This is a genomic window from Nocardioides humi (genome assembly GCF_006494775.1).
In the GTDB taxonomy this organism is placed as follows: domain Bacteria; phylum Actinomycetota; class Actinomycetes; order Propionibacteriales; family Nocardioidaceae; genus Nocardioides; species Nocardioides humi.
In genome coordinates this window covers 4930010-4954030 of record NZ_CP041146.1, presented here as the reverse complement: position 1 = coordinate 4954030, position 24021 = coordinate 4930010, and the positions used below count along the sequence as shown (strand labels likewise).

The following is a 24021-nucleotide window of genomic DNA, read 5'->3' as shown; positions in this document are numbered from 1 at the left end:
CGTGGCGGACGAGCAGCTGGTGATCGCGGGCGCCGGCATCGCGGGCCTCGCGCTCGCGGCGGGGCTGGCGCACACCGGCTCCTCGTGGCGCTGCCGGCTGCTCGACGAGCGGCCGGCGCTGGGCAGCACCGGCGGCGCGATCACGCTCTGGCCGGCCGCGCTGGCAGCGCTCGACCGGCTCGGCGCGGGCGACGCCGTGCGGGCGGCGGCTCACCCGGTCGGTCCCGGGGCGATCCGGACCCGCGGCGGCCGGACCCTGCGCACCCTCGACCTCCCGCTCCTCGCCGTACGGCGGGGCGAGCTGGTGGAGATCCTGCACGCGCCCCTCGGGCCGGGCGACGTGGCGTTCGGGTGCGCGGTCACGGGCTACCGGCGGACCGCCGAGGGCGTGCGCGTGCTGACCGCGGCCGGCCCGCTCGACGCGACGGCGCTCGTGGGCGCCGACGGCTACCGGTCACAGGTCGCCCGGACGCTGCAGCCCGGGCTCGGCGAGCGGTACGCCGGCTACCCGGCCTGGCGCGGACTGACCCGGGCCGCGGGACTCCAGCCGGTGCAGCTGTGGGGCGAGCGGCGCGAGTTCGGCGTGGTGCCGCTCGACCGCGGCGAGAGCTACTGGTTCGCGACCCTGCCCGAGCCCGCCGGCGGCTCCGTCGAGGACGAGCTGGCCCACCTGCGCGCGGCCTTCGCGGACTGGCCCGACCCGGTCGGCCGGGTCCTCGACGCCGCCGAGCCCGGGATGGTCGGCCGCAACGACGTGATGGACCGCGACCGGCTGCGCCGCTGGAGCGACGGGCCGGTGGTCGTGCTCGGCGACGCCGCGCACCCGATGCGGCCGAATCTCGGGCAGGGCGGGGGCCAGGCGCTGGTCGACGCGGCGCTGCTCGCCGCGCTGCTGGCTCCGGTCCCGGCCGGGGACGGGGCCGGTGCCGCCGCGGCGTTCGCGGCGTTCGAGGGCCGCCGCCGTCGTACCGTCGGGCGGGTGGTGTGGGCCTCCCGCGCCGCCGGCCGGGCGGTCGAGGCGCCGGCCGCGCTGCACCGCCTCTCGGCGCTGGTGCCCGACCGGCTGTTCCTGCGCGGGCTCGCCGCCGTGGGGGTCGCCGTCAGAGGATGACGAGGTCGTCGCGGTGGATGACCTCGCGCTCGTAGCCCGCGCCCAGCTCGCGCTTGAGCTCCTTGGAGGAGCGGCCCTGCAGGCTCGGGATCTCGGCCGCGTCGAAGTTGACCAGTCCGCGGCCGACGACGACGCCGTCGGGGTCCTGGAGGTCGACGGGGTCGCCGGCCGTGAAGTCGCCGCGTACGCCGGTGATGCCGGCCGCGAGCAGGGACGCCCGCCGCTCCACGACCGCGCGCACGGCGCCGTGGTCGAGCACCAGCGCGCCCTTGCCGTCGGTGGCGTGGCGCAGCCAGAGCAGGCGGGTGGGGCGGCGCTTGCCGGTGGCGTGGAAGAGCGTGCCGACCTGCTCGCCGGCGATCGCCGCGGCCGCGCGGTCGGCGGAGGTGAGCACGACCGGGATGCCGGATCCGGTGGCGATCGAGGCGGCCTCGACCTTGGTGGCCATACCGCCCGTGCCGACCCCGGCAGCCCCCACGGAGCCGAGGGTGACGCCCGTCAGGTCCGCCTCGCCGCGGACGTCGGGGACGAGCTGCGTGCCGGGACGGGACGGCGGGCCGTCGTACAGGCCGTCGACATCGGAGAGGAGCACCAGCAGGTCGGCGTGGACCAGGTGCGCGACGAGCGCGGCGAGGCGGTCGTTGTCGCCGAACCGGATCTCAGTGGTCGCGACCGTGTCGTTCTCGTTGACGATCGGGATCACGCCGAGCTCGAGCAGCTTGGTGAAGGTCTGGTGGGCGTTGCGGTAGTGCGAGCGCCGGGTCACGTCGTCGAGGGTCAGCAGCACCTGGCCGGCGGTGAGGCCGTGCCGGGCCAGCTCCTCGGTGTAGCGGTGCACGAGCAGACCCTGGCCCACGCTCGCGGCGGCCTGCTGCGCGGCGAGGCCGCGCGGACGCTTCCTGAGCCGGAGCGGCGCCAGGCCGGCCGCGATCGCGCCGGAGGAGACCAGCACGACCTCCGCGCCCCGTCCCCGCACGGCGGCCAGCACGTCGACCAGGTCGCTCACCCGCGCCGGGTCGATCCCGCCGGAGGCGGTGGTCAGCGAGGACGAGCCGACCTTGACCACGATCCGGCGGGCCGTGGTGACCAGGGCCCGCTCACTCACCGGGGTCGTCCTGGTCCCACGCGTCCTGGTCGGTGGCCGCCGGCCGCGCGTCCGGGTCCTCCTCGGAACCGATCTCGTACGACGTGGGGCCGGTCGCGCCGTACACGTCGGGCCGGTCGATCCGCCGCGCCACGTCGGCGCGGGTCTCGCCCTCGGCCCGCTCCCCCATGTGCTCCTGGATCTCGCGGCGGCGCGCGGCGGCGGGCCGGTCCTCCTGGAACCGGGCGTCCTCGCCGCGGCGCGAGAGGTTCTCCGCGCCGGCGTCGATGCCGGGACGGAAGTCGAAGACCACCGAGTTGTCGGTCGGGCCGATGAGGACGGCGTCGCCCTCCTCCGCGCCGAGCTCGAGCAGCCGGGCCTCCACGCCGAGCCGGTTGAGCCGGTCGGCGAGATAGCCGACCGCCTCGTCGTTGCTGAAGTCGGTCTGCCGGACCCAGCGCTCGGGCTTCACCCCGCGCACCCGCCAGCCGGCGCCGGTGCGCTTGACGGTGAAGCCGTCGTCGTCGACGGCCTTGGGGCGTACGACGATCCGCGCGGGGATCTCCGCGGCCTTGACCCGGCGCGCCTCCGCGACGATCTCGGCCATCGCGTAGATCAGCTCGCGGGTGCCCTCCCCGGACACCGCGGAGATCTCGAAGACCCGCAGGCCGCGCTCGCGCAGCTCCTCGACGACCAGCTCGGCGATGCCGCGGCCGTCGGGCACGTCGACCTTGTTGAGGGCGACCAGGCGCGGGCGGTCGTCCAGGCCGCCGTACCGGCGCAGCTCGTCCTCGATCACGTCGAGGTCGTCGACCGGGTTGCGGCCGGGCTCGAGGGTCGCGGTGTCGAGGACGTGGACGATCGCGGCGCAGCGCTCGATGTGGCGCAGGAAGTCGTGGCCCAGGCCGCGGCCCTCCGCGGCGCCCTCGATCAGGCCCGGCACGTCGGCGACGGTGAAGACCGTCTCGCCGGCGGTGACGACGCCGAGGTTGGGGACGAGGGTCGTGAACGGGTAGTCGGCGATCTTGGGCCGGGCCCGCGAGATCGCGGCGATCAGGCTGGACTTGCCGGCGCTGGGGTAGCCCACCAGGCCGACGTCGGCGACCACCTTGAGCTCGAGCACGACCTCGAGCTCGTCGCCGGGCTCGCCGAGCAGCGCGAACCCCGGCGCCTTGCGGGACTTCGACGCCAGCGCGGCGTTGCCGAGGCCGCCACGGCCCCCTTGGGCGACGACCAGCTCGGCGCCGGGGGTGACCAGGTCGGCGACCATCTCGCCGTTGCGCTGCTTGACGACCGTGCCCGCGGGGACCGGCAGCACCAGGTCGGCGCCGTGGGAGCCGTTGCGCCGGTCGCCGGCGCCGTGGCCGCCGTGCTCGGCCTTGCGGCGGGGGCTGTGGTGGTAGTCGAGCAGCGTGGTGACGTCAGGATCCACCCGCAGGACGACCGAGCCGCCCGGTCCGCCGTTGCCGCCGTCGGGGCCGCCGAGGGGCTTGAACTTCTCGCGGTGCACCGACGCGACGCCGTTGCCGCCGCGGCCGGCGGACACGGACAGGACCACGCGATCGACGAAGGTGGGCACGGCCATGGGATCAGTCTTTCAGGTGGAAATGGACGAAGGGCGCCCCGAACGGGACGCCCTTCGATGCCGAGGCAGGGTGAGCGTCAGCTCACTCGCCCGGGACGATGTTGACGACGTTGCGGCCGCGCTTCTTGCCAAACTCGACGGCACCGGGGATCAGCGCGAACAGCGTGTCGTCGCCGCCGCGGCCGACGCCGGAGCCGGGGTGGAAGTGGGTGCCGCGCTGGCGGACGATGATCTCGCCGGCGTTGACGAGCTGGCCGCCGAAGCGCTTCACGCCGAGGCGCTGGGCGTTGGAGTCGCGGCCGTTCTTGGTGGACGCCGCGCCCTTCTTGTGTGCCATGTTTCAGTCCTTCGGAGTGTGTCGAGCCCGGTGGGGACTCAGAGCGTGATGTCGGTGACCTTGACCTGGGTGTACTTCTGGCGGTGACCCTGGCGCTTCTTGTAGCCGGTCTTGTTCTTGTACTTCTGGATGACGATCTTCGGGCCCTTGGTGGCGCCGAGGACCTCGACCGTCACGGCCGCCTTGTCGAGGCCGGTGCTGGTCACCTTGTCGCCGTCGACGGCGAGCACGACCGGCAGGGTCAGGGTCTCGCCGGCGGGCGTGGAGACCCGGTCGATCTCGATGACGTCGCCGACAGCGACCTTCTCCTGCTTCGCGCCTGCGCGCACGATCGCGTACACCACCGGGCTCCTTCTGGTTCAACGTCTGGGTCTACGGCACACTGCGGATCCCACGCCGCGAGCTACGTCGCGAGATGCCGGGTGCCAGCAGAACGGAACGCCTCGGCGGCGCACCGACGAACAATGTTACGGGCCGGGCCCGGATTCCACCAAAACGAGGACTCCGGGCCCGGCCCAGATGATCGATGCACGGGGATCGTGCTGCGAGCGGCGCTCGGCGCCGCGCTCGCAAGGCGCCGTCGCGAAGGCATGCCGGGCGCACGTCGAGCGTCGGCAACGCAGCGAGCGTGGATGCTGAGCGTCGCGGAGCGTGCGAGACCCGTGCATCAATCATCTCGGGGGCTACCGCTTGCGCGAGCCGCCCTTGCGCTTGATCGGGACGTGCTCGACGTGCGACTCCTCCACCGCCGGCTCGTCCGTCGCGTCGAGGGCCGCCTCCGGGGCGGCGTCGGCGGCCTCGGCGGCCTCGGCGGGCGGACCGGCGGGGCGGGTGGCCGCACGGCGGCGGGTCCGGGTCACCACGGTCGTGGTGGCCACGGGGGCCGGCTCCGGCTCGGGCTCCGGCTCGGGCTCCGGCTCGGGCTCCGGCTCGGGCTCCGGCTCGGCGACCTCGGCGGCGACCTCGACCTCGACCGGTGCCCCGGGCGCCTCCAGGGCCGGCTCCACGAGGGCCTCGACCTCGACGGCCGGCACCTCCTCGACGGGCTGCTCCTCGACGGGCTGCTCCTCGACGGGCTGCTCCTCGACGGGCTGCTCCGCCTCGGGGTGCTCGTGGTCGGCCGGCTTGGCCATCGCGGCGATGTCCTTCGGCGAGGGCACGGCCTTCGGCGTCTCGGCGGGCGTGTCGTTCGATGTACTGCCCTTGCCCTTGCGGCGGCGACTGCCGCGGCGGGACTCCTCCTGCTCGCCTCCCCCGCGCTTGGGCTCGACCGGCAGGTCGTGGACGACGATGCCGCGGCCCTGGCAGTGCGAGCAGGTCTCGCTGAACGCCTCCAGCAGGCCGGTGCCGATCCGCTTGCGGGTCATCTGCACCAGGCCGAGCGAGGTGACCTCGGCGACCTGGTGGCGGGTCCGGTCGCGCCCGAGGCACTCGACGAGGCGGCGCAGCACGAGGTCGCGGTTGGACTCGAGCACCATGTCGATGAAGTCGACGACGATGATGCCGCCGATGTCGCGCAGCCGGAGCTGACGGACGATCTCCTCCGCGGCCTCGAGGTTGTTCTTGGTGACCGTCTCCTCGAGGTTGCCGCCGGAGCCGGTGAACTTGCCGGTGTTGACGTCGACGACGGTCATCGCCTCGGTGCGGTCGATGATCAGCGAGCCGCCCGAGGGCAGCCAGACCTTGCGGTCGAGACCCTTGGCGATCTGCTCGTCGATCCGGTACGTCGAGAACAGGTCCGGGCCGCCGTCGCCGGCCTCGTGGTGCTCCAGCCGCTCGGCCAGGTCGGGCGCGACGTGCTCGACGTACTCCTTGACCGTGGTCCAGGCGTCGTCGCCCTGGACGACGAGCTTGGCGAAGTCCTCGGTGAACAGGTCGCGGACCACCTTGAGGGTGAGATCCGGCTCGCCGTACAGCAGCTGCGGGGCGCTGCCCTTGGCGACCTTGGCCTCGATGTCCTCCCAGCGCGCCTTGAGCCGCTCGACGTCGCGGGTCAGCTCCTCCTCGGAGGCGCCCTCGGCGGCGGTCCGGACGATCACGCCGGCCGTGTCGGGGACGATCTCCTTGAGGAGCGTCTTGAGGCGGGCGCGCTCGGTGTCGGGCAGCTTGCGGGAGATGCCGGAGGTGGTGCCGTCGGGGACGTAGACCAGGAACCGGCCGGCCAGGCTGACCTGGCTGGTGAGCCGGGCGCCCTTGTGGCCGATCGGATCCTTGGTGACCTGGACCAGCACGGTCTGGCCGGACTGCAGGACCGACTCGATCTTGCGGGGCTCGCCGTCCTTGTGGCCCAGCGCGGACCAGTTGACCTCGCCGGCGTACAGGACGGCGTTGCGGCCCTTGCCGATGTCGATGAAGGCGGCCTCCATCGAGGGCAGCACGTTCTGGACGCGGCCGAGGTAGACGTTGCCGATGAGCGAGGTCTGCGACTCGCGGGCGACGTAGTGCTCGACGAGGACCTTGTCCTCGAGCACCGCGATCTGGGTGAGGTCCTTGCGCTGGCGGACGGCCATGACCCGCTCGACCGACTCGCGGCGGGCGAGGAACTCCGCCTCGCTCACGATCGGCGCGCGGCGGCGACCGGCCTCGCGGCCCTCGCGGCGGCGCTGCTTCTTGGCCTCGAGACGCGTCGAGCCGGAGATGGCGGTGATCTCGTCGTCGGACGAGCGCGGCTTGCGGACCCGGGTGACGGTGTTCTCCGGGTCGTCGGACCCCTCGCCGCCACCCTCGCCGGCACGCCGGCGCCGGCGGCGCCGGCGCGACGAGGAGGAGCCACCGCCGGACGAGGACTCCTCGCCCTCCTCGGCGTCCTCCCCCTCGGCGGAGCGGCCGTCGCCGGCCTCGGTCGCCTCGCCGCCCTTCGCCTCCGCGGCCGACTCGCCGTCGGGCTCGCCGCCCTCGGCGTCGTCACCCTCGCCGCCCGACGCGGGCTTGCGGCGACGGCGACCGCCGCGGCGACGGCGACGGCGGGCGTTGCCGGTACCGGCGCCCGCCTCGTCCTCGCCGTCGGCATCCTCGCCGGCCTCAGCGTCCTCGGTGTCCTCGGTGTCGTCAGCGGCCTCGGCGTCGGCGGCGTCCTCGGGCGTCTCGGCGTCCTCGGGCTCGGCCGGGGTCTCCTCGGCCGGCTCCGCGCCGGTCTCGGGCTCCTCCTCGGCAGCAGCCTCTTCGGCAGCCTCTTCGGCAGCGTCCTCGACGGGCGCGGCGGGCGCCTGGAAGAGCACGGCGGTCGAGAGCGCCGCCTCCGGCGTCCCGGGGGCCTCCGGCGCGGTCTCCTCGACCTCCGGGGCCAGCTCGAGCTGCTCGGACGTGGGCGCGGCCTCGGTCTTCGCCTTGGCCCTGCTCGCGGTCTTCGGGCGTCGGTCGCTTCGCTCCCCGCCGGCTGACGCCTTCGCGGCCGTCTTCTTGGCCGCCGTCTTCTTCGCGGCCGTCTTCTTCGCCGCGGCCTTCTTCGCGGCCGTCTTCTTGGCCGCCGTCTTCTTCGCGGCCGTCTTCTTGGCCGCCGTCTTCTTCGCGGCCGTCTTCTTCGCCGCGGCCTTCTTGGCCGGCTTCGCAGCCTTCTCGACGGGCTTCTCGGCGGGCGCCTCCGCAGAGGTCTCCCCGGGCGCCTCCGCCGGGGTGTCCCCAGGCGTGTCCGCGGGAGTCTCGGTCGGGGTGTCGGTGGGCGCGTCGGTCATGCGCTACTCCTCCACCCGGGCGCTCACGCCCGGGGTGTGTCATCGGCGCTCACGCATCACGCGGCGCCGTAAGCCTTCGTGGGACGACACCCTCCGCAATCCGTACGTCGCCGGAGGCGGGTCCGCTCGCCTGCCGCGGTCGCCGTGCGCGTCGCGTCGGGCGGTGGTCCGTCTCCACCGTGCCGGGCGGTCAGTCACCTGCCGTCCGGCGAGAACGTCGTCAGATCTCACGCGCGCTGTCCTGTGGGACGCGCACGGGTCGATCTGTGGCGAGTATCGCACACGCCGGTCGGGCGCCCGGCATCACCGCGTCGCCAGCGGGTCGCCGATCGACTCCGCGGCACGGTCGAGCACCCCCTGCGCGACCCGCGTCAGCAGGCCGGTCGCCGGCACCTCGAGGCCGCTGACCGCGCGCAGCCCGGTCAGCACGTCGTCCGGCCGCACGGCGGGCACGGTGTGCTCCAGCAGCAGGTCCAGGTCCCCGTCGGCGGTGACCGCGAGCCGGACCACCGCCGCCCGGCAGTCGAAGCTCCGCATGCCCTTCTTCGTCATCCGCTCGACGGTGACCGCGTCGGTCGCCAGGAACGCCTCGACCGCCTCCCGCGCGTGCGCGACCGGCGTGTCGCCGAGGTCGACCAGCCAGTGGCTGGCGGTGAGCAGCTCCGACAGCGAGCCCGTCGCCGAAGTGGCGGCGTCGACGGCGGTGACGACGTCGAGCCCGTCCGGCAGGACGGCGTCCAGCGCCTCCCCCACCGCCGCCGGCTCCCGGGACTCGGCGAGCCCCAGCTCGACGTACTCCGACTCGCTGGCCGCTCCCGTCGGCGAGGCGCCGGCGTAGGAGATCCGCGGGTGCGGGTGGAAGCCCGACGAGTACGCCATCGGGATGCCCGCCCGGACCACCGCCCGCTCGATGGCACGGCTGACGTCGCGGTGGCTGGTGAAGCGCAGCCGACCGCGCTTGGCGTACCGGATCCGGATCCGCTGCACGGGCGGTGCTTGTTGCGCTGGCTGCTGCGGCACGGCGACAGGCTAGAGGATCGCCCGGTGGCCACCCGGGTCCCCGGCCCCGGCGCGGAGCGAGGTTAGGATCCCCGTCTCATGAGGTCCCACCGCTCGAGCACGCGAGCAACCCATGTCGTCGCGCTGCTCGCCGCGTGGTCGAGCGTCGCCGTGCTCGTCGGCACCGTCGCCCTCATGACCGTCACCAGCTGGCGCGTGGCCGGTGAGGGGCGACCGTTCTCCCTGCTCGACGAGACGGTCCACGCCGACACGGCGTTCAAGGTGCACCACGGGCACTACCCGTTCCGGGGCGCCCAGATCGACCAGGAGACGGTCGACACCTGGACCTGCTACACCGGGCACGGCTACGTGAAGTGGTCGGCGGGCTGTCACACCAAGGAGTCCCGACCGGCGAACATCCCGTCCGGCTCGTTCACGACCGGCTACATCCACTACCCGACCTACTTCCTGGGCGGGGAGGTCTTCCGCCAGGTGCACGACCGGATCCTGGGCGCTCCACGGTTCGCGGTCGACACCTACCGGCAGTACGCCGCCGTCGTGAACCTGCTCGGCGTCCTCGCCTGCGCCGCCATGGCCTGGCGGCTCGGCCTCCGTCGCAGCAGCCTCCTGGCCGGGGCGCTGGCTCCGGTGGCGGCCGTCGGGATCCTGCAGTTCTCCATCATGGTCAACCCCATGTCGGCGGCGCCGCTGTGCGGCGCCCTGATCGCCGGCTTCGGCATCCGCTGGGTGCTGAGCGGACGGGGCTTCTGGTGGCTCGCCGCGGCCACGGCGTTCGCGGCCGGGATCGCGGTCACCTCCTCCCTGCCCGGCGGGGTCTTCCTGCTCGCCTGCCTCCTCGGCATGGCGGCGCGCTGGCGCGGGCACGAGTTCGCCGGCGGCTGGGCCCCCGCTGGTGGCACGCGGGCGTGCTGGCCGCGATCCTGGTCGCCCCCATCCTCGTCTTCGGTGTCTGGACCGGCCACCGCGCGACGATGACCAACGACGAGCTGTACGCCGGGTACCTCGTGGCCGACTGGTCCAAGGTCTGGCTCGGCGCGTGGTCGGAGCTGTTCAACCTCCACGACCCGTGGACGGCCGACACCGACGTGCTCCCGACGTCGCTGAGCCTTCCCCGCTCCTTCGCCCGGGCCGCGGGCCAGACCCTGCACCGGCCGGTCACCGTCGTGGTGCTCGGGATGCTGGTCGCCGTCGTCACCGGAGTCGTCGGCCGGCAGCTCCGCGCCGGTGCCACGCAGGAGCCGGCGACGCAGCGGGCCGAGCAGCCGGAGCAGGCCGCCCCGGCCACCGCCGAGCGCGCGCCGTCCTCGCCGCTCCGGCTCCTGTCCGCGGCGACACTGCTCGGGCTCCTGCTGTACCCGCCGCTGCTGCGCATCTCCAACGCCGTCAACGTCGGGATCGACTACCAGGTCGTCGCCCGGTACTCCATCTCCCTGGCGCCGCTGATCGTCCTGGTCGTGCTGCTCATGACCAAGGACCACCCGTGGTTCGCCCGGGTGGTCGCCACCCTCGCCACGATCAGCGTCGTCAGCTGGTCCCTCACCGTGTGGTGACCGAGGGATTCGTCAGTCCCTGACCTCCCCACTACGGTGGGACCGCCCCAGCCGCAGGAAAGGTGAGACATGCACGACCGCCGCCAGGTCGCTCTCGGCCAGCCCACCGTCGGCGAGGAGGAGATCGAGGCCCTCCGCGAGGTCTTCGCCAGCGGCTGGATCTCCGGCGCCGGCCCGACCTGCGTGGCCTTCGAGCAGGAGCTCGCCACCGCGGTCGGGACCGAGCACGCCCTGGCCACGTCGAACTGCGGCTCGGCCCTCCACCTCGCGCTCCAGGTGCTCGGCGCCGGTCCCGGCGACGAGGTGATCGTGGCCGACTACACCTTCCCCGCCACCGGCCACGCCGTGATGTGGACCGGTGCCACGCCCGTCTTCGCCGATGTCCGCGCCGACATCGGGACCATCGACCCCGAGGCGGCGGCCGCCCTCGTCACGGACCGCACCGTCGGCATCATCGCCGTCGACCTGGTCGGTCAGCCCGCCGACTACGACGAGCTCCAGGCACTCGCCGACCGGCACGGGCTGTGGCTGCTCGAGGACGCGGCCTGCAGCGCGGGCGCCACCTACCAGGGCCGGCCCGCCGGCTCCCTCGCCGACCTCGCCGCCTTCAGCTTCCACGGCCGCAAGGGCATCACGAGCGGCGAGGGCGGCGCGCTCGTCGGCAGCGACGCCGCCCACATGGACCTGGCGCGCAAGCTGCACACCTACGGCATCGCGCCGGCCGTCAGCCGCGAGGGCGCCGCCACGCTGGCCGTCCCCACCTTCGACATGGCCGGCTACAACTACCGGCTCTCCGACGTCCAGGCCGCGATCATGCGGGTCCAGCTGCGCAGGCTCCCGGATCTGCTCGCCGCGCGCAGCCGCGCCGCCGACCAGTACGCCGCGCTGCTGGGCGACCTGGAGCAGATCCGTCTCCCCGTCGTCCTCGAGGACCGGACCCACCCGTGGCAGTCCTACCTGCTGACGGCGGGCGACGGGATCGACCGGGACGCCGTGGTCGTGGCGCTGCGCGAGCGCGGCGTCGGCAGCAACATCGGCACCTACTCCAGCCACGTCCAGCCGGTCTACGCCTCGACGCAGGAGTGCCCCGTCGCGGCGCGGCTGTTCCGCACGCAGTTCGCCCTGCCCATGCACGCCAACCTGACCGAGGACGACGTGAGCTACGTCGCCGCGGTGGTGCGCGAGGTCGTCGGCGGCAGCGGCGCGCGGGCCTGACCGAGCGGGACCACGTCGATGACCAACCGGATCCATCCCACCGCCGTCGTCGGACCCCAGGTCGAGCTGGGCGCGGGCAACGTGATCGGCCCCTATGCCGTCCTCCAGGGCCCCGTGGTCCTGGGCGACGACAACTACGTCGCCGCCTTCGTGTGCATCGGCGGCCTGCCGGAGGTGCGCGGCCACGACCTCACCCCCGCCTGGGACGAGGAGATCGACGGCCAGCCGGTGCGGATCGGCTCGCGCAACGTGTTCAAGGAGCACGTCACGGTGAGCGGCGGCTGGGCCCACGAGACGTCGGTCGGCGACGACGGCTTCTTCATGACCAAGGCCCACCTCAACCACGACTGCCGCATCGGCGACGAGGTGACCGTGTCCGCCATGGTCGTCGCCGCCGGCCACGTCACCATCGAGGACGGCGCGAACCTCGGCCTCGGCGCGGCGGTCCACCAGCGGCGGGTGGTGCCGGCGGGGAGCATGATCGGCATGCAGGCCGCCGTGACGACCGACCTCCCGCCGTACGTCGTGAGCATGGGCGTCCCCGCGCGACCACGGCGCCTGAACACCCACCGGCTCCAGCGCCTCGGCGTGGCCGAGGCCGACCTGGACCAGCTGGCGGCGGTGCTGCTGGAGGGGTCGCGCGACATCGCGGGCCTGCCCGAGACGCTGCTGCCGTCGATCACCGCATGGCTCGAGCGCCACCCGTCCTGACGGACGCCCACCGAACCACCGAGAGGTCACCCGATGCCCGAAGAGCTCATCCCGCCCGCCAAGCCGATCATCGGCGAGGAGGAGCGCGCCGCGGTCGACCGCGTGCTCCGGTCCGGCATGATCGCGCAGGGCCCGGAGGTCGCGGCCTTCGAGACGGAGTTCGCCGCACGGGTCACCGCCGGCCGCACCTGCGTGGCGGTCAACTCGGGCACGTCGGGCCTGCACCTCGGCCTGCTCGCGGCGGGGATCGGGCCGGGCGACGAGGTGATCGTGCCGTCCTTCACCTTCGCCGCGACCGCGAACGCCGTGGCGCTGACCGGTGCGACGCCGGTGTTCGCCGACATCGAGCCGGCCCACTTCTGCCTCTCCCCCGACGCCGTGCGGGCGGCCGTCACGGAGCGCACCCGGGCGATCATGCCGGTGCACCTCTACGGCCACCCGGCCGACGTCGACGGTCTCGCGGCGCTCGCGTCCGAGCGTGGCCTGCAGCTGTTCGAGGACGCCGCGCAGGCGCACCTCGCGACCTGGCAGGGCCGACCGGTCGGCACCTTCGGCGACGTCGCGATGTTCAGCCTGTACCCCACCAAGAACATGACCTCGGGCGAGGGCGGCATGGTCTCGGTGGCGTCCGACGAGCTCGCCCGCCAGGTGCGGCTGCTGCGCAACCAGGGCATGGAGCGCCAGTACGCCAACGAGGTGGTCGGCCTCAACAACCGGATGACGGACGTGCACGCCGCCATCGGCCGGGTCCAGCTGACCAAGGTCGAGGGGTGGACGGCGACCCGCCGGTCGAACGCGGCGTTCCTCGACGCCCACCTGGAGGGGGTCGCGGTCCCGCCGGTCGCCGACGGCGCGACGCACGTCTACCACCAGTACACGATCCGGGTCGACGGGGCCGAGCGCGACCGGATCGTCACCGCGCTGCGCGAGGAGCACCAGGTCGGCACCGGGGTCTACTACCCCATCCCCAACCACCGGCTGGCCTCGCTGACGAGGTTCGCGCAGGGACTCGACCTGCCCGAGACCGAGCGCGCCGCGCGGGAGGTCATCTCGCTCCCGGTCCACCCCTCGCTCACCCGGGCCGACCTCGAGCGCATCGTCGGCGCGGTCAACAGCACCGTGCGCGCCGGCTCCTGAGCCCGGACCCGCCGGGCGACCTGCGGAGATTCTCCCGTCCGGTACCCGGTCGGTAGGATGCTGCGCTGGCCCGTCGGTGCGCGGCCGGACCGTCCGACCAGCAGCCCGGCCTCGAACGGAGTCTGCAGAGCGTGCGCATCGTCGTCGTCAACAACTTCTTCCCTCCGCGCGTGGGCGGCAGCGCCCACCTCAGCGACGCGCTGGCCCGCGGCTACGCGCGCCGTGGGCACGAGGTCCTCGTGGTGACGGCGGCCTACCAGGACGCGCCGGCGGAGGAGGAGCGTGACGGGATCCGCATCGTCCGGTTCCCCGCGGTCACGCTGCCCGAGAGCAGACTGGCCGTCTCCTTCGACCTGTCCTTCGCGACGCGCCCCAGCCTGCGCCGCCGCCTGGCCGCCCTGCTCGACGACTTCCGGCCCGACGTGATCCACCAGCACGGCCAGTTCATGGACCTGACCTGGTCGACCGGCGCGTACGCCCGTCGGCGCGGCATCCCGGTCCTGCTGAGCATCCACACCCGGCTGGAGAACCCCGTCGCCCGCTACCGGCACGCCTTCCGCCTCCTCGACGCCACGCTGGTCGCGCCGCGGCTGCGGCGTACCCGCCCGTCGCTGGTCGTGATGGACAGCTACATGCAGGACTACATCGACGAGCGGTACCGCCGGGGATGGCGCGACCTCGTCCCGATCCCGGTCGGGGTCGACCCGGACTGGGTGCGGGCGGGCGAGGCCGCGCGCGGCCGCGAGCTGATCGGCGTCGACGAGGACACGCCGGTGATCCTCTCCGTCGGCCACGTGATCCCCCTGCGCAGCCGGATCGGCCTGGTGGAGGCGCTGCCGGCGATCCTCGAGAGGCACCCGGACGCCGTCCTGGCCGTCGTCGGTCGGGTCTACTACGACGTCTTCCTCCAGCGTGCCCAGGAGCTGGGCGTCGCGCACGCCGTCCGCAGTCTCGGCGCGGTGCCCAAGTCCGACATCCCCCACCTGCTGGCCGCGGCCCGGGTCGAGTCCCACGAGCAGGGCCTGGGCCTCGGCACGGCGACCCTGGAGTCGATGGCCGCCGGCGTGCCCGTCGTCGCGTGGGGCCGGATCGACAACTTCCCCGGCATCCCCATGGTGGACGGCGAGGACATCTACATGTGCGAGGTCGGCGACGTGCCCGGCCTCGCCAGCCGGATCATCCGCGCCCTCGACGACCCGGAGGCGACCCGCGAGGTCGGGGCCCGGGCGCGCGCGGTGGTCGACGAGCACTTCGCCATCGAACGCGTGCTCGACCGGCACCTGGAGGTCCTCGAGGACCTCGTTGCCGCCCCCGTGCCCGTCTGACCGCATTGGTAGCCTGCCGGAGGCCCGGCCGCCGAGCCCACCCGACCCGAACCGCCCAGAGGAGCCCCACCGACCATGACTTCAGCTGAGACCGTCTTCTTCACCGGAGGCGCCGGCTTCATCGGCCTGCACGTCGTCCCCATGCTGCTGGAGAAGGGCTACAAGGTCCGGATCTTCGACAACATGTTCCGTGGCGACCGCGACGCCGTGGCGGCGTTCGGTGACGACGTCGAGCTCATCGACCAGGACGTGCGGTACGGCGGTGCCGTGCACGCCGCGATGAAGGGCTGCAGCAAGGTCATCCACGCCGCGGCGGTGTCGATCAACAAGAGCCAGTCCGACCCCTACGAGTCGATGGACATCAACATGATCGGCAACCACAACGTGTTCGCCGCCGCGGCGGACCACGGCGTGCAGCGACTGGTCTACTGCTCGTCCGCGTCGGTCTACGGCGACCCGGAGCGGCTGCCGATGCACGAGGACGACCGGCTCGACCCGCAGACGCCGTACTGCATCTCCAAGCGGGCCGGCGAGGACCTGCTGGGCTTCTACCAGCGGCGCAGCGGCCTGTCCTGGATCGCGCTGCGGTTCTTCAACGTCTACGGACCGGGCCAGAAGACGACCGCCTACTACACCTCGGTCATCAACCACTTCGTCAACCGGCTCAAGAACGGCGAGCCCCCGGTCATCGACGGCAAGGGCGAGCAGTCCATGGACTTCATCCACGTCCACGACATCGCCCGCTCGATCGCGCTCGCCCTCGACTGCGAGCAGGACAACGTCCCGGTCAACGTCGGCACCGGCATCGACACCTCGATCAAGGACCTCGCCGAGATCCTCATCAACGCGGTCGGCGCCGACGTCGCGCCGATCTTCAACCCCCGCGACGTGCTGGTGAGCCGCCGCGCGGCCGACGTCCAGCGGGCCAAGGAGGTGCTCGGCTTCGAGGCCAGCATCGAGGTCCGCAAGGGCATGACCGACCTCGTCAACGCCGACTGAGCGCTGCCGTGACCGGCTCGCTGCCCCCGAACCCATATCACGAGCACGCCTGGATCGTGGGCGAGCCGGAGATCGGCGAGGGCACCTGGATCGGCGCCTTCACCGTCATCGACGGGTCGGGCGGCCTGGTGATCGGCAGCGGCTGCGACATCTCGTCGGGGGTGCAGATCTACACGCACTCCTCGGCGAAGCGGTGCGTGAGCGGGCGCCGGTTCACCGAGGTGGAGCGGGCTCCGGTCCGCATCGGCGACCGGGTCTTCATCGGCGCCGGCGCGGTCGTCAACATGGGTGTCGTGATCGGGGACGAGGCCGTGATCGGCGCCGGCGCCGTCGTGACCGCCGACGTCCCGGCGCGCACGGTGGTGACCGGCGTACCGGCACGTGCGGTGGCGAGCGTCGACCTGAGCGACCCGACGCGGCCGGCGTTCGTCACCCCGGACGAGGCGGACCCGGCGGACTAGGCGGAGCGCAGGGCCAGGACCTCGTCGACCACCCGGTGGGCGGGCAGGATCGAGTCGCGCTCCACGTCGACGTCGACCTTGCCGGCGACGAGGTCGACGAAGTGGTTGAGCTGCCCGACGAGCGGCTCGACGCCGGCGATGTCGGGGATCTCCATCTCGGTGAACTGACGGAACCCGCTCATCCCCTCGTCCTCGGCGACGGTGGCGTGGCGGTAGCTGGTCAGGCCGCGGCGCAGCAGGTCGACCTCGATCATCCGGTCGAGCTCCTGGATCACCATGGTGCGGACCTTGGTCTGCCCCATCCGGCTGGCCGACACCGACGCGATGCCGCCGCCGGAGAAGCGCAGCGACGCCTCCACGATGTCCTCCGCGCCCGGCACCGACTGGGGGTGGTACTGCCCGACCTCCACATCGAATTTGTCGGGGTGGTCGCCGCCGAAGACCCGCACGACCAGGTCGACGTCGTGGACGAGCAGGTCCCACGCGACACCGGTCTTGATCCGCGGTGCGTACGGCGAGTGACGGGTCGCACGGACGTAGAGCGGCGCCTCCACCATCCGCATGGCCACCATCACCGCCGGGTTGAACCGCTCCAGCAGGCCGCACATCAGCGGGGTGCCGGCTCGTGCCGAGGCCTCGACGAGCTCCCGGGTCTGCGCGAGCGAGGGGCACAGCGGCTTCTCCACCAGGAGCGGCAGGCCGCGGCCGATGACATCGCCGGCGAGGTCGAAGTGGTGCTCGGTCGGCGCGGCGATCACCGCGGCGTCGACGCCGCTCAGGCCGTCGAGCGAGGGCGCCCACGAGGTCCCGTGCAGCTCGGCGACCGCGCGGCCGTTGGCCTCGTCCGGATCGACCACGACCGCGAGATCGGTCCGCTCGCCGGTGGCGATGACCCGGGCGTGGTTGCGACCCATCGACCCGGAACCGATGAGGGCGACACGGAGCGGTGCAGACATGCGGCAGACCTAGCACTGGACGTCAGGACGCGGGAACTGTACCCGAGGCACACCGTCGTCCAGGATCCACGGATCGCGCCCGTCGTGAGGCAGGATGGAGCGTTCGCGCCCTGCCTCGACCCCTCCCGACCGGAGATCACGATGTCCACGTACGACGAGATGCCGACCACGGCGACGTCGCCCGCTCCTGCCGCGACGCTGCGGGGGCGGCTCGTCCACTGGGGCCGGATCGCGCTGGTGCTGGCCGTGGTCGCGGCGGCGTTCTGGACGATCAACGCGCACTGGACCGAGGTCCGGGACACGATCGGCGCGATGTCGTGGACGACGCTGCTGCCGGCGTTCGTGGCGCTCCCCATCGCGATCGCCTGCTCGACGCTGAGCTGGCAGTTCCTCGTCGACGAGATCGGCGAGCCGATCGGCGCCGCCCGCGGCGCCCAGATCTTCCTCGTCGGGCAGCTCGGCAAGTACCTCCCCGGATCGGTGTGGGCGTACGTGCTCCAGATGGAGCTGGGCCGGCGGGCCGGCCTCGCGCGCGCCCGGATCTTCACCGCGACCGTCTTCTCCCTCGCCGTCGCGGTCGTGGCGGCACTGCTCACCGGCGCACTGGTCATCCCGTCGCTGATCGAGAACGACGCGTCGCTCGCGCCCCTGCAGTGGCTCTACCTGCTGCTGCCCGTGGGGCTGGTGTGCCTCCACCCGCGGATCCTCGACCGGCTGGTGGGTCTCGGCTTCGCGCTGCTCCGGCGCCCGCAACGCGACCACCCCGTGCGGGGGCGCGCCGTCGCGCTGTCGCTGGCGGCCGCCGTGGCGTCGTACGTGTTCTTCGGCGCCCACCTGTGGCTGCTCGCCGACGGCGTGGGCGCCAACGGCGCCGGTCTCCTGCTCACCTGCGTCGGCACCATGGCCGTGGCCATGATCTCGGGGCTGTTCTTCTTCGTCCTGCCCTCCGGCGCGGGCGTGCGCGAGCTGGTCATCGTCACCGCGCTGGCCCCCCACGTCGGCACCGGTACGGCGATCGCGCTGGCCGCCGTGTCCCGCGTGCTGCTGACCGCGGCGGACATCGTCACCGCGGCCGGTGCCGCGGCCGTCGGGGTCTACGAGCGGCGCCGGAACGGACCCATCCACCACGACCCGGGCATCGGGGACGACGAGGCCTGAAGCAGGCTCGGCTCAGGGCTGGGGAAGCGAGCGCGGTGAGCCTCAGGTCGTCCACCCCGACGCCGCTGACCATCCACACCGCGTCGCCGGACGCCGACAGCCCGGTGCCGCGTCTCCTGGGCGCCGCCGCGCACCCATCGGTCGATCGCACCCGGTCAGGCCCCTGCGCCAGTGCGACGCGCCGGACGATCTCGTCCGCGATCGGCAGGGCGGACGTCGCCGCCGGCGACGGCGCGTTCACGACGTGCAGACCACGCGGGGTCTCCCGGAGCAGGAAGTCGTGGACGAACGAGCCGTCACGCATCACCGCCTGCGCGCGGATGCCGGCCTCGCGCGGGGTGAGGTCCTCGAGCCGCAGCTCGGGGCAGTACTTCTGGCAGAGCTTGAGGTAGCCGCGCTTCGAGAGCGAGTTCCACAGCTCGCGGGCGCCGGTGCGCACGTTGCTGCGGGCGACCTGCCAGATCCCCGGGAACCGGGCGATGTCGAGGGCGTCGCGACGGTCGAAGGAGAACTTCGGGTAGCCCTCCCGTGCCAGGCCGAGCACGGCGTTGGGCCCGACGTTGAGGCCGCCGTCGACGGTCGGCGTGAGGTGGACGCCGAGGAACGGGAGCTCCGGGTCGGGGATCGGGTAGATCAGGGTGCGGGCGAGGTCGGCGCGCTCGGGGCGGACGTCGTAGTACTCGCCGCGGAACGGGATCATCGCGAAGTCGACGTCCACGCCGGCCATCGCGGCGACCCGGTCGGCCTGGATCCCGGCGCAGTAGACGACGTAGTCCGCGACGACGTCGCCGGAGGTCGTCGCGAGGACGACCTCGCTCCCGGTCTCGCGGACGCCGGTGACGGCGGTGCCGGTCATCAGGGTGCCGCCGGCCTGCTCGACCAGGCCGGCCAGCGCGACGTTGATCCGGCCGTAGTCGGTGATGCCGGTCGAGGTCAGGTGCAGCGCTCCCAGGCCGGCGATGTGCGGCTCCCGCTCGCGCAGCTCCGCGGCGGTGAGCAGGGTCGCGGGGATCCGGTTGACCTCCGCGCGCTCGGCGAGCGCGTGCATGCCCGCGACCTCGGCCGGCGTCGTCGCCACGAGCAGCTTCCCGATCCGCTGCCACGGGATGCCGTGCTCCTCCGCGAAGCGCTCGGTCGCCGCCGCACCGGCCCGGCACAGCTCGGCCTTCAGGCTCCCGGGCGCGTAGTAGATCCCGGAGTGGATGACGCCGGAGTTGTGTCCCGTCTGGTGGCGGCCGAAGCCGGGCTCCTTGTCGAGCAGCAGCACCCGCTTGCCGGGGAAGCGCAGGGTCAGGGCGCGGGCGGTCGCGGCGCCGACGATCCCACCGCCGACCACCACGTAGTCGTGACGGGAGGGATCGGGCATGCCGAGGAGTCTAGTGAGCACACGACCCGCCCCCAGCCGGGCCCCAGCGGACTCCCAGCCGGCTTGGACCGAGTTGCCTGTCCGGGGGCGGCGCTTCGCCTAGGGTGTCCCGCGTGAGCGACCCCTACGGCAACCCGCCCCAGAACCCCTACGGCCAGCAGCCCGGCGGACAGAGCCCCTACGGCCAGCCCGCGCCGTACGGCGGCCCCGGCGGCCCCGGCGGCCCCGGCGGCCCCGGCGGCCCCGGCGGCGGGTACGGCGGCCCCGGCGGCTTCCCGGGCGGCTCCGGCGAGCTGCCGCCGAAGACCGACGGCATCTCGATCGCGGCGCTCGTCACCAGCCTGCTGTGCTGCCTCGCGCCGGTGGGCGTCGTCCTCGGCTTCGTCGGCCTCTCCCGCACCAAGGGCGGCCAGCGCAAGGGCCGCGGCCTGGCCGTCGCCGGCATCGTGATCGGCATCCTGATGTCCCTGGTCAGCGGCGGCTTCGTCGCGGCGGCGGTGTTCTTCGGCAACACGATCGTCACTCCCAGCAGCGCCGAGGTCGGCCAGTGCGTCGACGTCGACGAGGACGACGGCAAGGTGCTCCTGCGCAAGAAGGAGTGCACCGAGGAGCACGACGCCGAGATCGTCGGCGTCGAGGAGGTCACCGACGACAACCTCGACGACATCGAGGAGGGCATGGTGTCCTACTGCGCCACCGTCATCGCGCCCGACGACCTCGCCAAGCTCGCCGAGCACCTCACCGACATCAAGGCGGTCATCGAGGACCCGAAGGACGTCTCCGTCGGCGATCACCTGGTCTGCTACGTCGAGCCGGACGACGAGCTGACCGAGCCGCTCCTCTGACCGAGCGCCGATGACGAACCCCTACGGCGGCGACTACCCGCCGTACCAGCCCGGCTCCAACCCGTACGACGGCGCGTACCCGGGCACCAGCCGCGCGCCGTACGACGGGCTCTCGATCGCCGCCCTCGTCTGCTCGCTCACCTGCTGCGCCGCGCCGGTGGGGATCGGGCTCGGCGTCGCGGGGATCCTCCGCACGCGGCAGGGCGCTCGCTCGGGCGGTGGGCGGCGGTGACCGGTCTCGTGGTCGGGATCGTGGTGACCGTGGCGGCGGTGGCGTTCCTCGCGTTCGCGGTGGTCATGGGCAGCCGGACCGTGTGGGAGCGGGACGCCGAGGTGGGTCAGTGCATCGACATCGACTTCCTCGACGACCCGATCAAGGCGTCGTGCGCTGAGCCGCACGCCGGCGAGGTGATCTGGGTGGGTCGGTTCGACAGCGCCCTGGCGGACCGGTTCGACGACGTCTCGCGTGCGGAGTTCTGCGCGGGCCTGCCCGGCCTGGAGGCGACCTACCGGTCGGCGATCGAGAGCGGCGACTACTTCGTGCGCGTCGAGTCGGACTCGCTGGACGAGTCCGAGCCGAAGCGGGGCGACGACTTCTTCTGCCACCTCGAGCGGCGCGACGGGAAGAAGCTCGTCGGGCGCATCGGCGACGACCTGGGCACGGAGGGCGCGTGAGAAGGGTTCCGGTCCACGAGTCGGGTCGCGCAGTGAGCGCACATCGTGTCGGACCGAGTTGCAACACTCCGCTCCATGAGCGCCACGGGCTCGGGTGTCCTCCACGCGTGGGTGGACGAGTCCGTCCACAGCGGCCCGGGAGTCCAGCGTCCCTCCTACCTGCTCGCGGCCACGATGACGGCGAGCGAGACATGTCCATCGGTTCGAGAGGCGCTCCGTGGCCTTCTTCTGCCCAGCGCCAGGCGCCTGCACTGGCGAGACGAGTCCGATCGACGGCAGATCGAGATCGCGACGGCGATCGCGGCCCAGGACCTGCTCCACACCGTGGTGATCGGGATCCCCGTCGATTCGCGCCGGCAGGAGCGAGCGAGGCGTCTATGCATGGAACGGCTGCTCATCGAGTTGGCGGGGCTCGGTGTCCAGCGGATCTGGCTGGAGACCAGGACGGAGTCCCTCAACGCGAAGGATCTTGCCATGGTGGCGGCGGTCCGCGGCAAACGACTCCTGCCAGGCGACACCTTCGTCGACTTCGCTCGCCCCTTGGACGAGCCGATGCTCTGGGTACCCGATGCCGTCGCCGGCGCGGTCGGCGCGAAACGCAAGGGACGCAACCCGACGCCCCGTGATCTCCTCGGTGCGAGCGTCGAGGAGATCACGATCGAACTGACCTGAGACGCGCGAAAGCCGGGTCCCGTCGTCCGGCGGGGATCCCGGCTTCACTTCCTCACATCCCAGCGGGAGGAGGCTCTTGGTGAAGTCTACTCCGAGGGTCGGGACGAGCTCCAGTCCCCGACGGAGAGCACCCCACCCTCAGACCACGCTGAGCGGCAGAAGCTTCTGCCCCGTCGGCCCGATCTGGATCTCGGTGCCCATCTCGGGACAGACACCGCAGTCGTAGCAGGGCGTCCAGCGGCAGTCCTCGACCTCGACGTCGGACTCCCCCGAGCCGACGGCGAGGGCGTCCTCCCAGTCGGCCCACAGCCAGTCCTTGTCGAGGCCGGAGTCGAGGTGGTCCCAGGGCAGCACCTCGTCGTACCCCCGCTCCCGCAGCGTGTACCAGTCGAGGTCGACGCCGGTGCCCTCGAGTGCGGCGGAGGCGGCAGCGACCCACCGGGGGAAGGAGAAGTGCTCGCTCCAGCCGTCGAAGCGGCCGCCGTCGCGCCAGACCTCCTCGATGATCCGGCCGACGCGGCGGTCGCCGCGGGAGAGCAGTCCCTCGATGATGCCGGGCTGGCCGTCGTGGTAGCGGAAGCCGATGGCGCGGCCGAACCTCTTGTCCGCGCGGACGACGTCGCGCAGCTGCCGCAGCCGGTCGTCGGTCGTCTCGCTGTCGAGCTGCGCGGCCCACTGGAAGGGCGTGTGGGGCTTGGGGACGAAGCCTCCGATGGAGACGGTGCAGCGGATGTCGTTGCGGCCGGAGACCTCGCGGCCGGTGGCGATCACGCGCTTGGCGAGCTCGGCGATCTGCAGCACGTCCTCGTCGGTCTCGGTGGGCAGGCCGCACATGAAGTAGAGCTTCACCTGCCGCCAGCCGTGGGAGTACGCCGCGGCGACGGTGCGGATCAGGTCGTCCTCGGTGACCATCTTGTTGATCACCTTGCGCATCCGCTCGCTGCCGCCCTCGGGCGCGAAGGTGAGGCCGGAGCGGCGGCCGTTGCGGGAGAACTCGTTGGCCAGCGTGATGTTGAAGGCGTCGACCCGGGTGCTCGGCAGGGAGAGCGAGACGTTGGAACCCTCGTAGCGGTCGGCGAGGCCGGTCGCTACGTCGCCGATCTCGGTGTGGTCGGCCGAGGACAGCGACAGGAGCCCGACCTCCTCGAAGCCGGTCTTGCGGATGCCGTTCTCGACCATGTCGCCGATGGTCTCGATGGACCGCTCCCGCACCGGGCGGGTGATCATCCCGGCCTGGCAGAACCGGCAGCCGCGCGTGCAGCCGCGGAAGATCTCCACCGAGAACCGCTCGTGCACGGTCTCGGCGAGCGGCACCAGCGGGTTGCGCGGGTACGGCCACTGGTCGAGGTCCATGAGCGTGTGCTTGCGGACCCGGTCGGGAGCGTCGGCGTGGTTGGGTACGACGGCCGCGATCTCCCCCGAGGAGGCGTACTCCACGTCGTAGAACCGCGGCACGTAGACCGTGCCCGAGACGGCGAGCCGACGCAGCAGCTCCAGTCGTCCCCCGGGCCGCCCCTCGCCCTTCCACTCCCGCACGACGTCGGAGATCCGCAGCACGACCTCCTCGCCGTCGCCGAGCACGGCGGCGTCGATGAAGTCGGCGATCGGCTCGGGATTGAACGCGGCGTGCCCGCCCGCGATCACCACGGGGTGCGACTCGTCACGGTCGACCGCGTGCAGCGGGATGCCCGCCAGGTCGAGCGCGGTGAGCAGGTTGGTGTAGCCGAGCTCGGTCGAGAACGAGACGCCGAACAGGTCGAAGGCACCGACCGGGCGGTGGTTGTCGACGGTGAACTGCGGGATCTGCTGCTCGCGCAGCACCTGCTCCATGTCGGGCCACACCGCGTAGGTGCGCTCGGCGAGGATCCACTCGCGCTCGTTCAGCACTTCATAGAGAATCTGCACGCCCTGGTTGGGCAGGCCGACCTCGTAGGCGTCGGGGTACATCAGCACCCAGCGGACCTCGGCGGCGTCCCAGTCCTTCGAGACCATGTTGAGCTCGCCGCCGACGTACTGGATCGGCTTGGACACCGACAGCAGGTGCGGCTCCAGCCGGGGAAGACGGACTCGACGGACATGACGCCGATTCTACGAGGGGTTCCGGGTCCGGGCGGTATCGTCGCTGGGCACCCCCGTAGAATCG

General features: G+C 72.8%; 23 protein-coding genes. 14 read left to right on the top strand and 9 right to left on the bottom strand.

The window, feature by feature from the left end:
* Position 1: 1 nt before the first annotated feature.
* Positions 2 to 1111, top strand: a complete 1110-nt coding sequence (locus FIV44_RS23925) for an FAD-dependent monooxygenase (RefSeq protein ID WP_141006636.1) — start codon at positions 2 to 4, stop codon at positions 1109 to 1111.
* Here FIV44_RS23925 and proB read toward each other — a convergent pair.
* From proB to FIV44_RS23895, 6 genes are all read right to left on the bottom strand, one after another.
* Positions 1101 to 2216 carry a glutamate 5-kinase gene (proB, locus tag FIV44_RS23920; protein ID WP_141006635.1) on the bottom strand — a complete coding sequence of 372 codons (1116 nt, stop codon included), beginning with the start codon at positions 2214 to 2216 and terminating at the stop codon, positions 1101 to 1103. The genes FIV44_RS23925 and proB overlap by 11 nt on opposite strands.
* Positions 2209 to 3780, bottom strand: a complete 1572-nt coding sequence (obgE, locus tag FIV44_RS23915) for a GTPase ObgE (protein WP_181410796.1) — start codon at positions 3778 to 3780, stop codon at positions 2209 to 2211. The genes proB and obgE overlap by 8 nt, the downstream gene beginning before the upstream one ends.
* Before the next feature lie 82 nt (positions 3781 to 3862).
* On the bottom strand, positions 3863 to 4117 hold the full coding sequence (rpmA, locus tag FIV44_RS23910) for a 50S ribosomal protein L27 (protein WP_141006634.1): 255 nt from the start codon (positions 4115 to 4117) through the stop codon (positions 3863 to 3865).
* A 38-nt stretch (positions 4118 to 4155) separates the two neighbouring features.
* On the bottom strand, positions 4156 to 4458 hold the full coding sequence (rplU, locus tag FIV44_RS23905) for a 50S ribosomal protein L21 (RefSeq protein ID WP_141006633.1): 303 nt from the start codon (positions 4456 to 4458) through the stop codon (positions 4156 to 4158).
* Positions 4459 to 4800: 342 nt separating this feature from the next.
* Positions 4801 to 7788, bottom strand: coding sequence for an Rne/Rng family ribonuclease (locus tag FIV44_RS23900; RefSeq protein WP_141006632.1), 2988 nt, complete (start codon positions 7786 to 7788; stop codon positions 4801 to 4803).
* A gap of 303 nt (positions 7789 to 8091) precedes the next feature.
* Positions 8092 to 8808, bottom strand: a complete 717-nt coding sequence (locus FIV44_RS23895; RefSeq protein WP_141006631.1) for a TIGR03936 family radical SAM-associated protein — start codon at positions 8806 to 8808, stop codon at positions 8092 to 8094.
* A gap of 78 nt (positions 8809 to 8886) precedes the next feature.
* On the opposite strand from FIV44_RS23895, the gene FIV44_RS23890 reads away from it, so the two are divergent.
* From FIV44_RS23890 to FIV44_RS33360, 8 genes are all read left to right on the top strand, one after another.
* Positions 8887 to 9783 (top strand): hypothetical protein, encoded by an 897-nt coding sequence (locus tag FIV44_RS23890; protein ID WP_141006630.1) that lies wholly within the window; start codon positions 8887 to 8889, stop codon positions 9781 to 9783.
* A complete protein-coding gene (locus tag FIV44_RS23885) occupies positions 9780 to 10358 on the top strand; it encodes a hypothetical protein (RefSeq protein ID WP_181410795.1) in 579 nt (192 codons plus the stop codon). The genes FIV44_RS23890 and FIV44_RS23885 overlap by 4 nt, the downstream gene beginning before the upstream one ends.
* A gap of 69 nt (positions 10359 to 10427) precedes the next feature.
* Positions 10428 to 11573: a DegT/DnrJ/EryC1/StrS family aminotransferase gene (locus tag FIV44_RS23880; RefSeq protein ID WP_141006628.1), complete on the top strand. Its 1146-nt coding sequence runs from the start codon at positions 10428 to 10430 to the stop codon at positions 11571 to 11573.
* 18 nt (positions 11574 to 11591) lie between these two features.
* The gene (locus tag FIV44_RS23875; protein WP_141006627.1) at positions 11592 to 12284 is read left to right on the top strand and encodes an acyl-ACP--UDP-N-acetylglucosamine O-acyltransferase family protein; all 693 of its coding nucleotides are present in this window, start codon (positions 11592 to 11594) and stop codon (positions 12282 to 12284) included.
* A gap of 33 nt (positions 12285 to 12317) precedes the next feature.
* Positions 12318 to 13421 (top strand): DegT/DnrJ/EryC1/StrS family aminotransferase, encoded by a 1104-nt coding sequence (locus FIV44_RS23870; RefSeq protein ID WP_141006626.1) that lies wholly within the window; start codon positions 12318 to 12320, stop codon positions 13419 to 13421.
* A gap of 131 nt (positions 13422 to 13552) precedes the next feature.
* Positions 13553 to 14746 carry a glycosyltransferase family 4 protein gene (locus FIV44_RS23865; protein WP_141006625.1) on the top strand — a complete coding sequence of 398 codons (1194 nt, stop codon included), beginning with the start codon at positions 13553 to 13555 and terminating at the stop codon, positions 14744 to 14746.
* Between the two features lie 75 nt (positions 14747 to 14821).
* Positions 14822 to 15745, top strand: coding sequence for an NAD-dependent epimerase/dehydratase family protein (locus FIV44_RS23860; protein WP_141006624.1), 924 nt, complete (start codon positions 14822 to 14824; stop codon positions 15743 to 15745).
* 8 nt (positions 15746 to 15753) lie between these two features.
* Positions 15754 to 16206 (top strand): acyltransferase, encoded by a 453-nt coding sequence (locus FIV44_RS33360; protein ID WP_141006623.1) that lies wholly within the window; start codon positions 15754 to 15756, stop codon positions 16204 to 16206.
* On the opposite strand, the gene FIV44_RS23850 is transcribed toward FIV44_RS33360, so the two are convergent.
* On the bottom strand, positions 16203 to 17162 hold the full coding sequence (locus FIV44_RS23850; RefSeq protein ID WP_141006622.1) for a Gfo/Idh/MocA family protein: 960 nt from the start codon (positions 17160 to 17162) through the stop codon (positions 16203 to 16205). The two genes, FIV44_RS33360 and FIV44_RS23850, sit on opposite strands and share 4 nt — an antisense overlap.
* A 141-nt stretch (positions 17163 to 17303) precedes the next feature.
* On the opposite strand from FIV44_RS23850, the gene FIV44_RS23845 reads away from it, so the two are divergent.
* Positions 17304 to 18320, top strand: a complete 1017-nt coding sequence (locus FIV44_RS23845; RefSeq protein ID WP_141006621.1) for a lysylphosphatidylglycerol synthase domain-containing protein — start codon at positions 17304 to 17306, stop codon at positions 18318 to 18320.
* Here the strand turns inward: FIV44_RS23845 and lhgO are convergent.
* A complete protein-coding gene (gene lhgO, locus FIV44_RS23840; RefSeq protein ID WP_141006620.1) occupies positions 18226 to 19686 on the bottom strand; it encodes an L-2-hydroxyglutarate oxidase in 1461 nt (486 codons plus the stop codon). The genes FIV44_RS23845 and lhgO overlap by 95 nt on opposite strands.
* A 113-nt stretch (positions 19687 to 19799) precedes the next feature.
* Here lhgO and FIV44_RS23835 point away from each other — a divergent pair, with 113 nt between their 5' ends.
* The 4 genes from FIV44_RS23835 to FIV44_RS23820 all read left to right on the top strand — a co-directional run bounded on the left by FIV44_RS23835 (position 19800) and on the right by FIV44_RS23820 (position 21878).
* Positions 19800 to 20531 carry a DUF4190 domain-containing protein gene (locus FIV44_RS23835; protein WP_141006619.1) on the top strand — a complete coding sequence of 244 codons (732 nt, stop codon included), beginning with the start codon at positions 19800 to 19802 and terminating at the stop codon, positions 20529 to 20531.
* 10 nt (positions 20532 to 20541) lie between these two features.
* Entirely contained in the window at positions 20542 to 20763 is a 222-nt protein-coding gene (locus FIV44_RS23830) for a DUF4190 domain-containing protein (protein WP_141006618.1), read from the top strand.
* On the top strand, positions 20760 to 21206 hold the full coding sequence (locus FIV44_RS23825) for a hypothetical protein (RefSeq protein WP_141006617.1): 447 nt from the start codon (positions 20760 to 20762) through the stop codon (positions 21204 to 21206). The genes FIV44_RS23830 and FIV44_RS23825 overlap by 4 nt, the downstream gene beginning before the upstream one ends.
* 75 nt (positions 21207 to 21281) lie before the next feature.
* On the top strand, positions 21282 to 21878 hold the full coding sequence (locus tag FIV44_RS23820; protein WP_141006616.1) for a hypothetical protein: 597 nt from the start codon (positions 21282 to 21284) through the stop codon (positions 21876 to 21878).
* Between the two features lie 138 nt (positions 21879 to 22016).
* On the opposite strand, the gene FIV44_RS23815 is transcribed toward FIV44_RS23820, so the two are convergent.
* Positions 22017 to 23918, bottom strand: coding sequence for a TIGR03960 family B12-binding radical SAM protein (locus FIV44_RS23815; protein ID WP_246087063.1), 1902 nt, complete (start codon positions 23916 to 23918; stop codon positions 22017 to 22019).
* Positions 23919 to 24021: the final 103 nt, after the last annotated feature.

Bases quoted from the DNA above. Each gene is read 5' to 3' on its own strand.
- FIV44_RS23880 (WP_141006628.1), top strand. From the start codon at position 10,428: ATGCACGACCGCCGCCAGGTCGCTCTCGGCCAGCCCACCGTCGGCGAG.
- FIV44_RS23900 (WP_141006632.1), bottom strand. From the start codon at position 7,788: ATGACCGACGCGCCCACCGACACCCCGACCGAGACTCCCGCGGACACG.
- FIV44_RS23830 (WP_141006618.1), top strand. From the start codon at position 20,542: ATGACGAACCCCTACGGCGGCGACTACCCGCCGTACCAGCCCGGCTCC.
- FIV44_RS23860 (WP_141006624.1), top strand. From the start codon at position 14,822: ATGACTTCAGCTGAGACCGTCTTCTTCACCGGAGGCGCCGGCTTCATC.
- FIV44_RS23885 (WP_181410795.1), top strand. From the start codon at position 9,780: ATGACCAACGACGAGCTGTACGCCGGGTACCTCGTGGCCGACTGGTCC.
- lhgO (WP_141006620.1), bottom strand. From the start codon at position 19,686: ATGCCCGATCCCTCCCGTCACGACTACGTGGTGGTCGGCGGTGGGATC.
- FIV44_RS23870 (WP_141006626.1), top strand. From the start codon at position 12,318: ATGCCCGAAGAGCTCATCCCGCCCGCCAAGCCGATCATCGGCGAGGAG.
- FIV44_RS23820 (WP_141006616.1), top strand. From the start codon at position 21,282: ATGAGCGCCACGGGCTCGGGTGTCCTCCACGCGTGGGTGGACGAGTCC.
- FIV44_RS23850 (WP_141006622.1), bottom strand. From the start codon at position 17,162: ATGTCTGCACCGCTCCGTGTCGCCCTCATCGGTTCCGGGTCGATGGGT.
- FIV44_RS23890 (WP_141006630.1), top strand. From the start codon at position 8,887: ATGAGGTCCCACCGCTCGAGCACGCGAGCAACCCATGTCGTCGCGCTG.
- FIV44_RS23875 (WP_141006627.1), top strand. From the start codon at position 11,592: ATGACCAACCGGATCCATCCCACCGCCGTCGTCGGACCCCAGGTCGAG.
- FIV44_RS23845 (WP_141006621.1), top strand. From the start codon at position 17,304: ATGTCCACGTACGACGAGATGCCGACCACGGCGACGTCGCCCGCTCCT.
- obgE (WP_181410796.1), bottom strand. From the start codon at position 3,780: ATGGCCGTGCCCACCTTCGTCGATCGCGTGGTCCTGTCCGTGTCCGCC.
- rpmA (WP_141006634.1), bottom strand. From the start codon at position 4,117: ATGGCACACAAGAAGGGCGCGGCGTCCACCAAGAACGGCCGCGACTCC.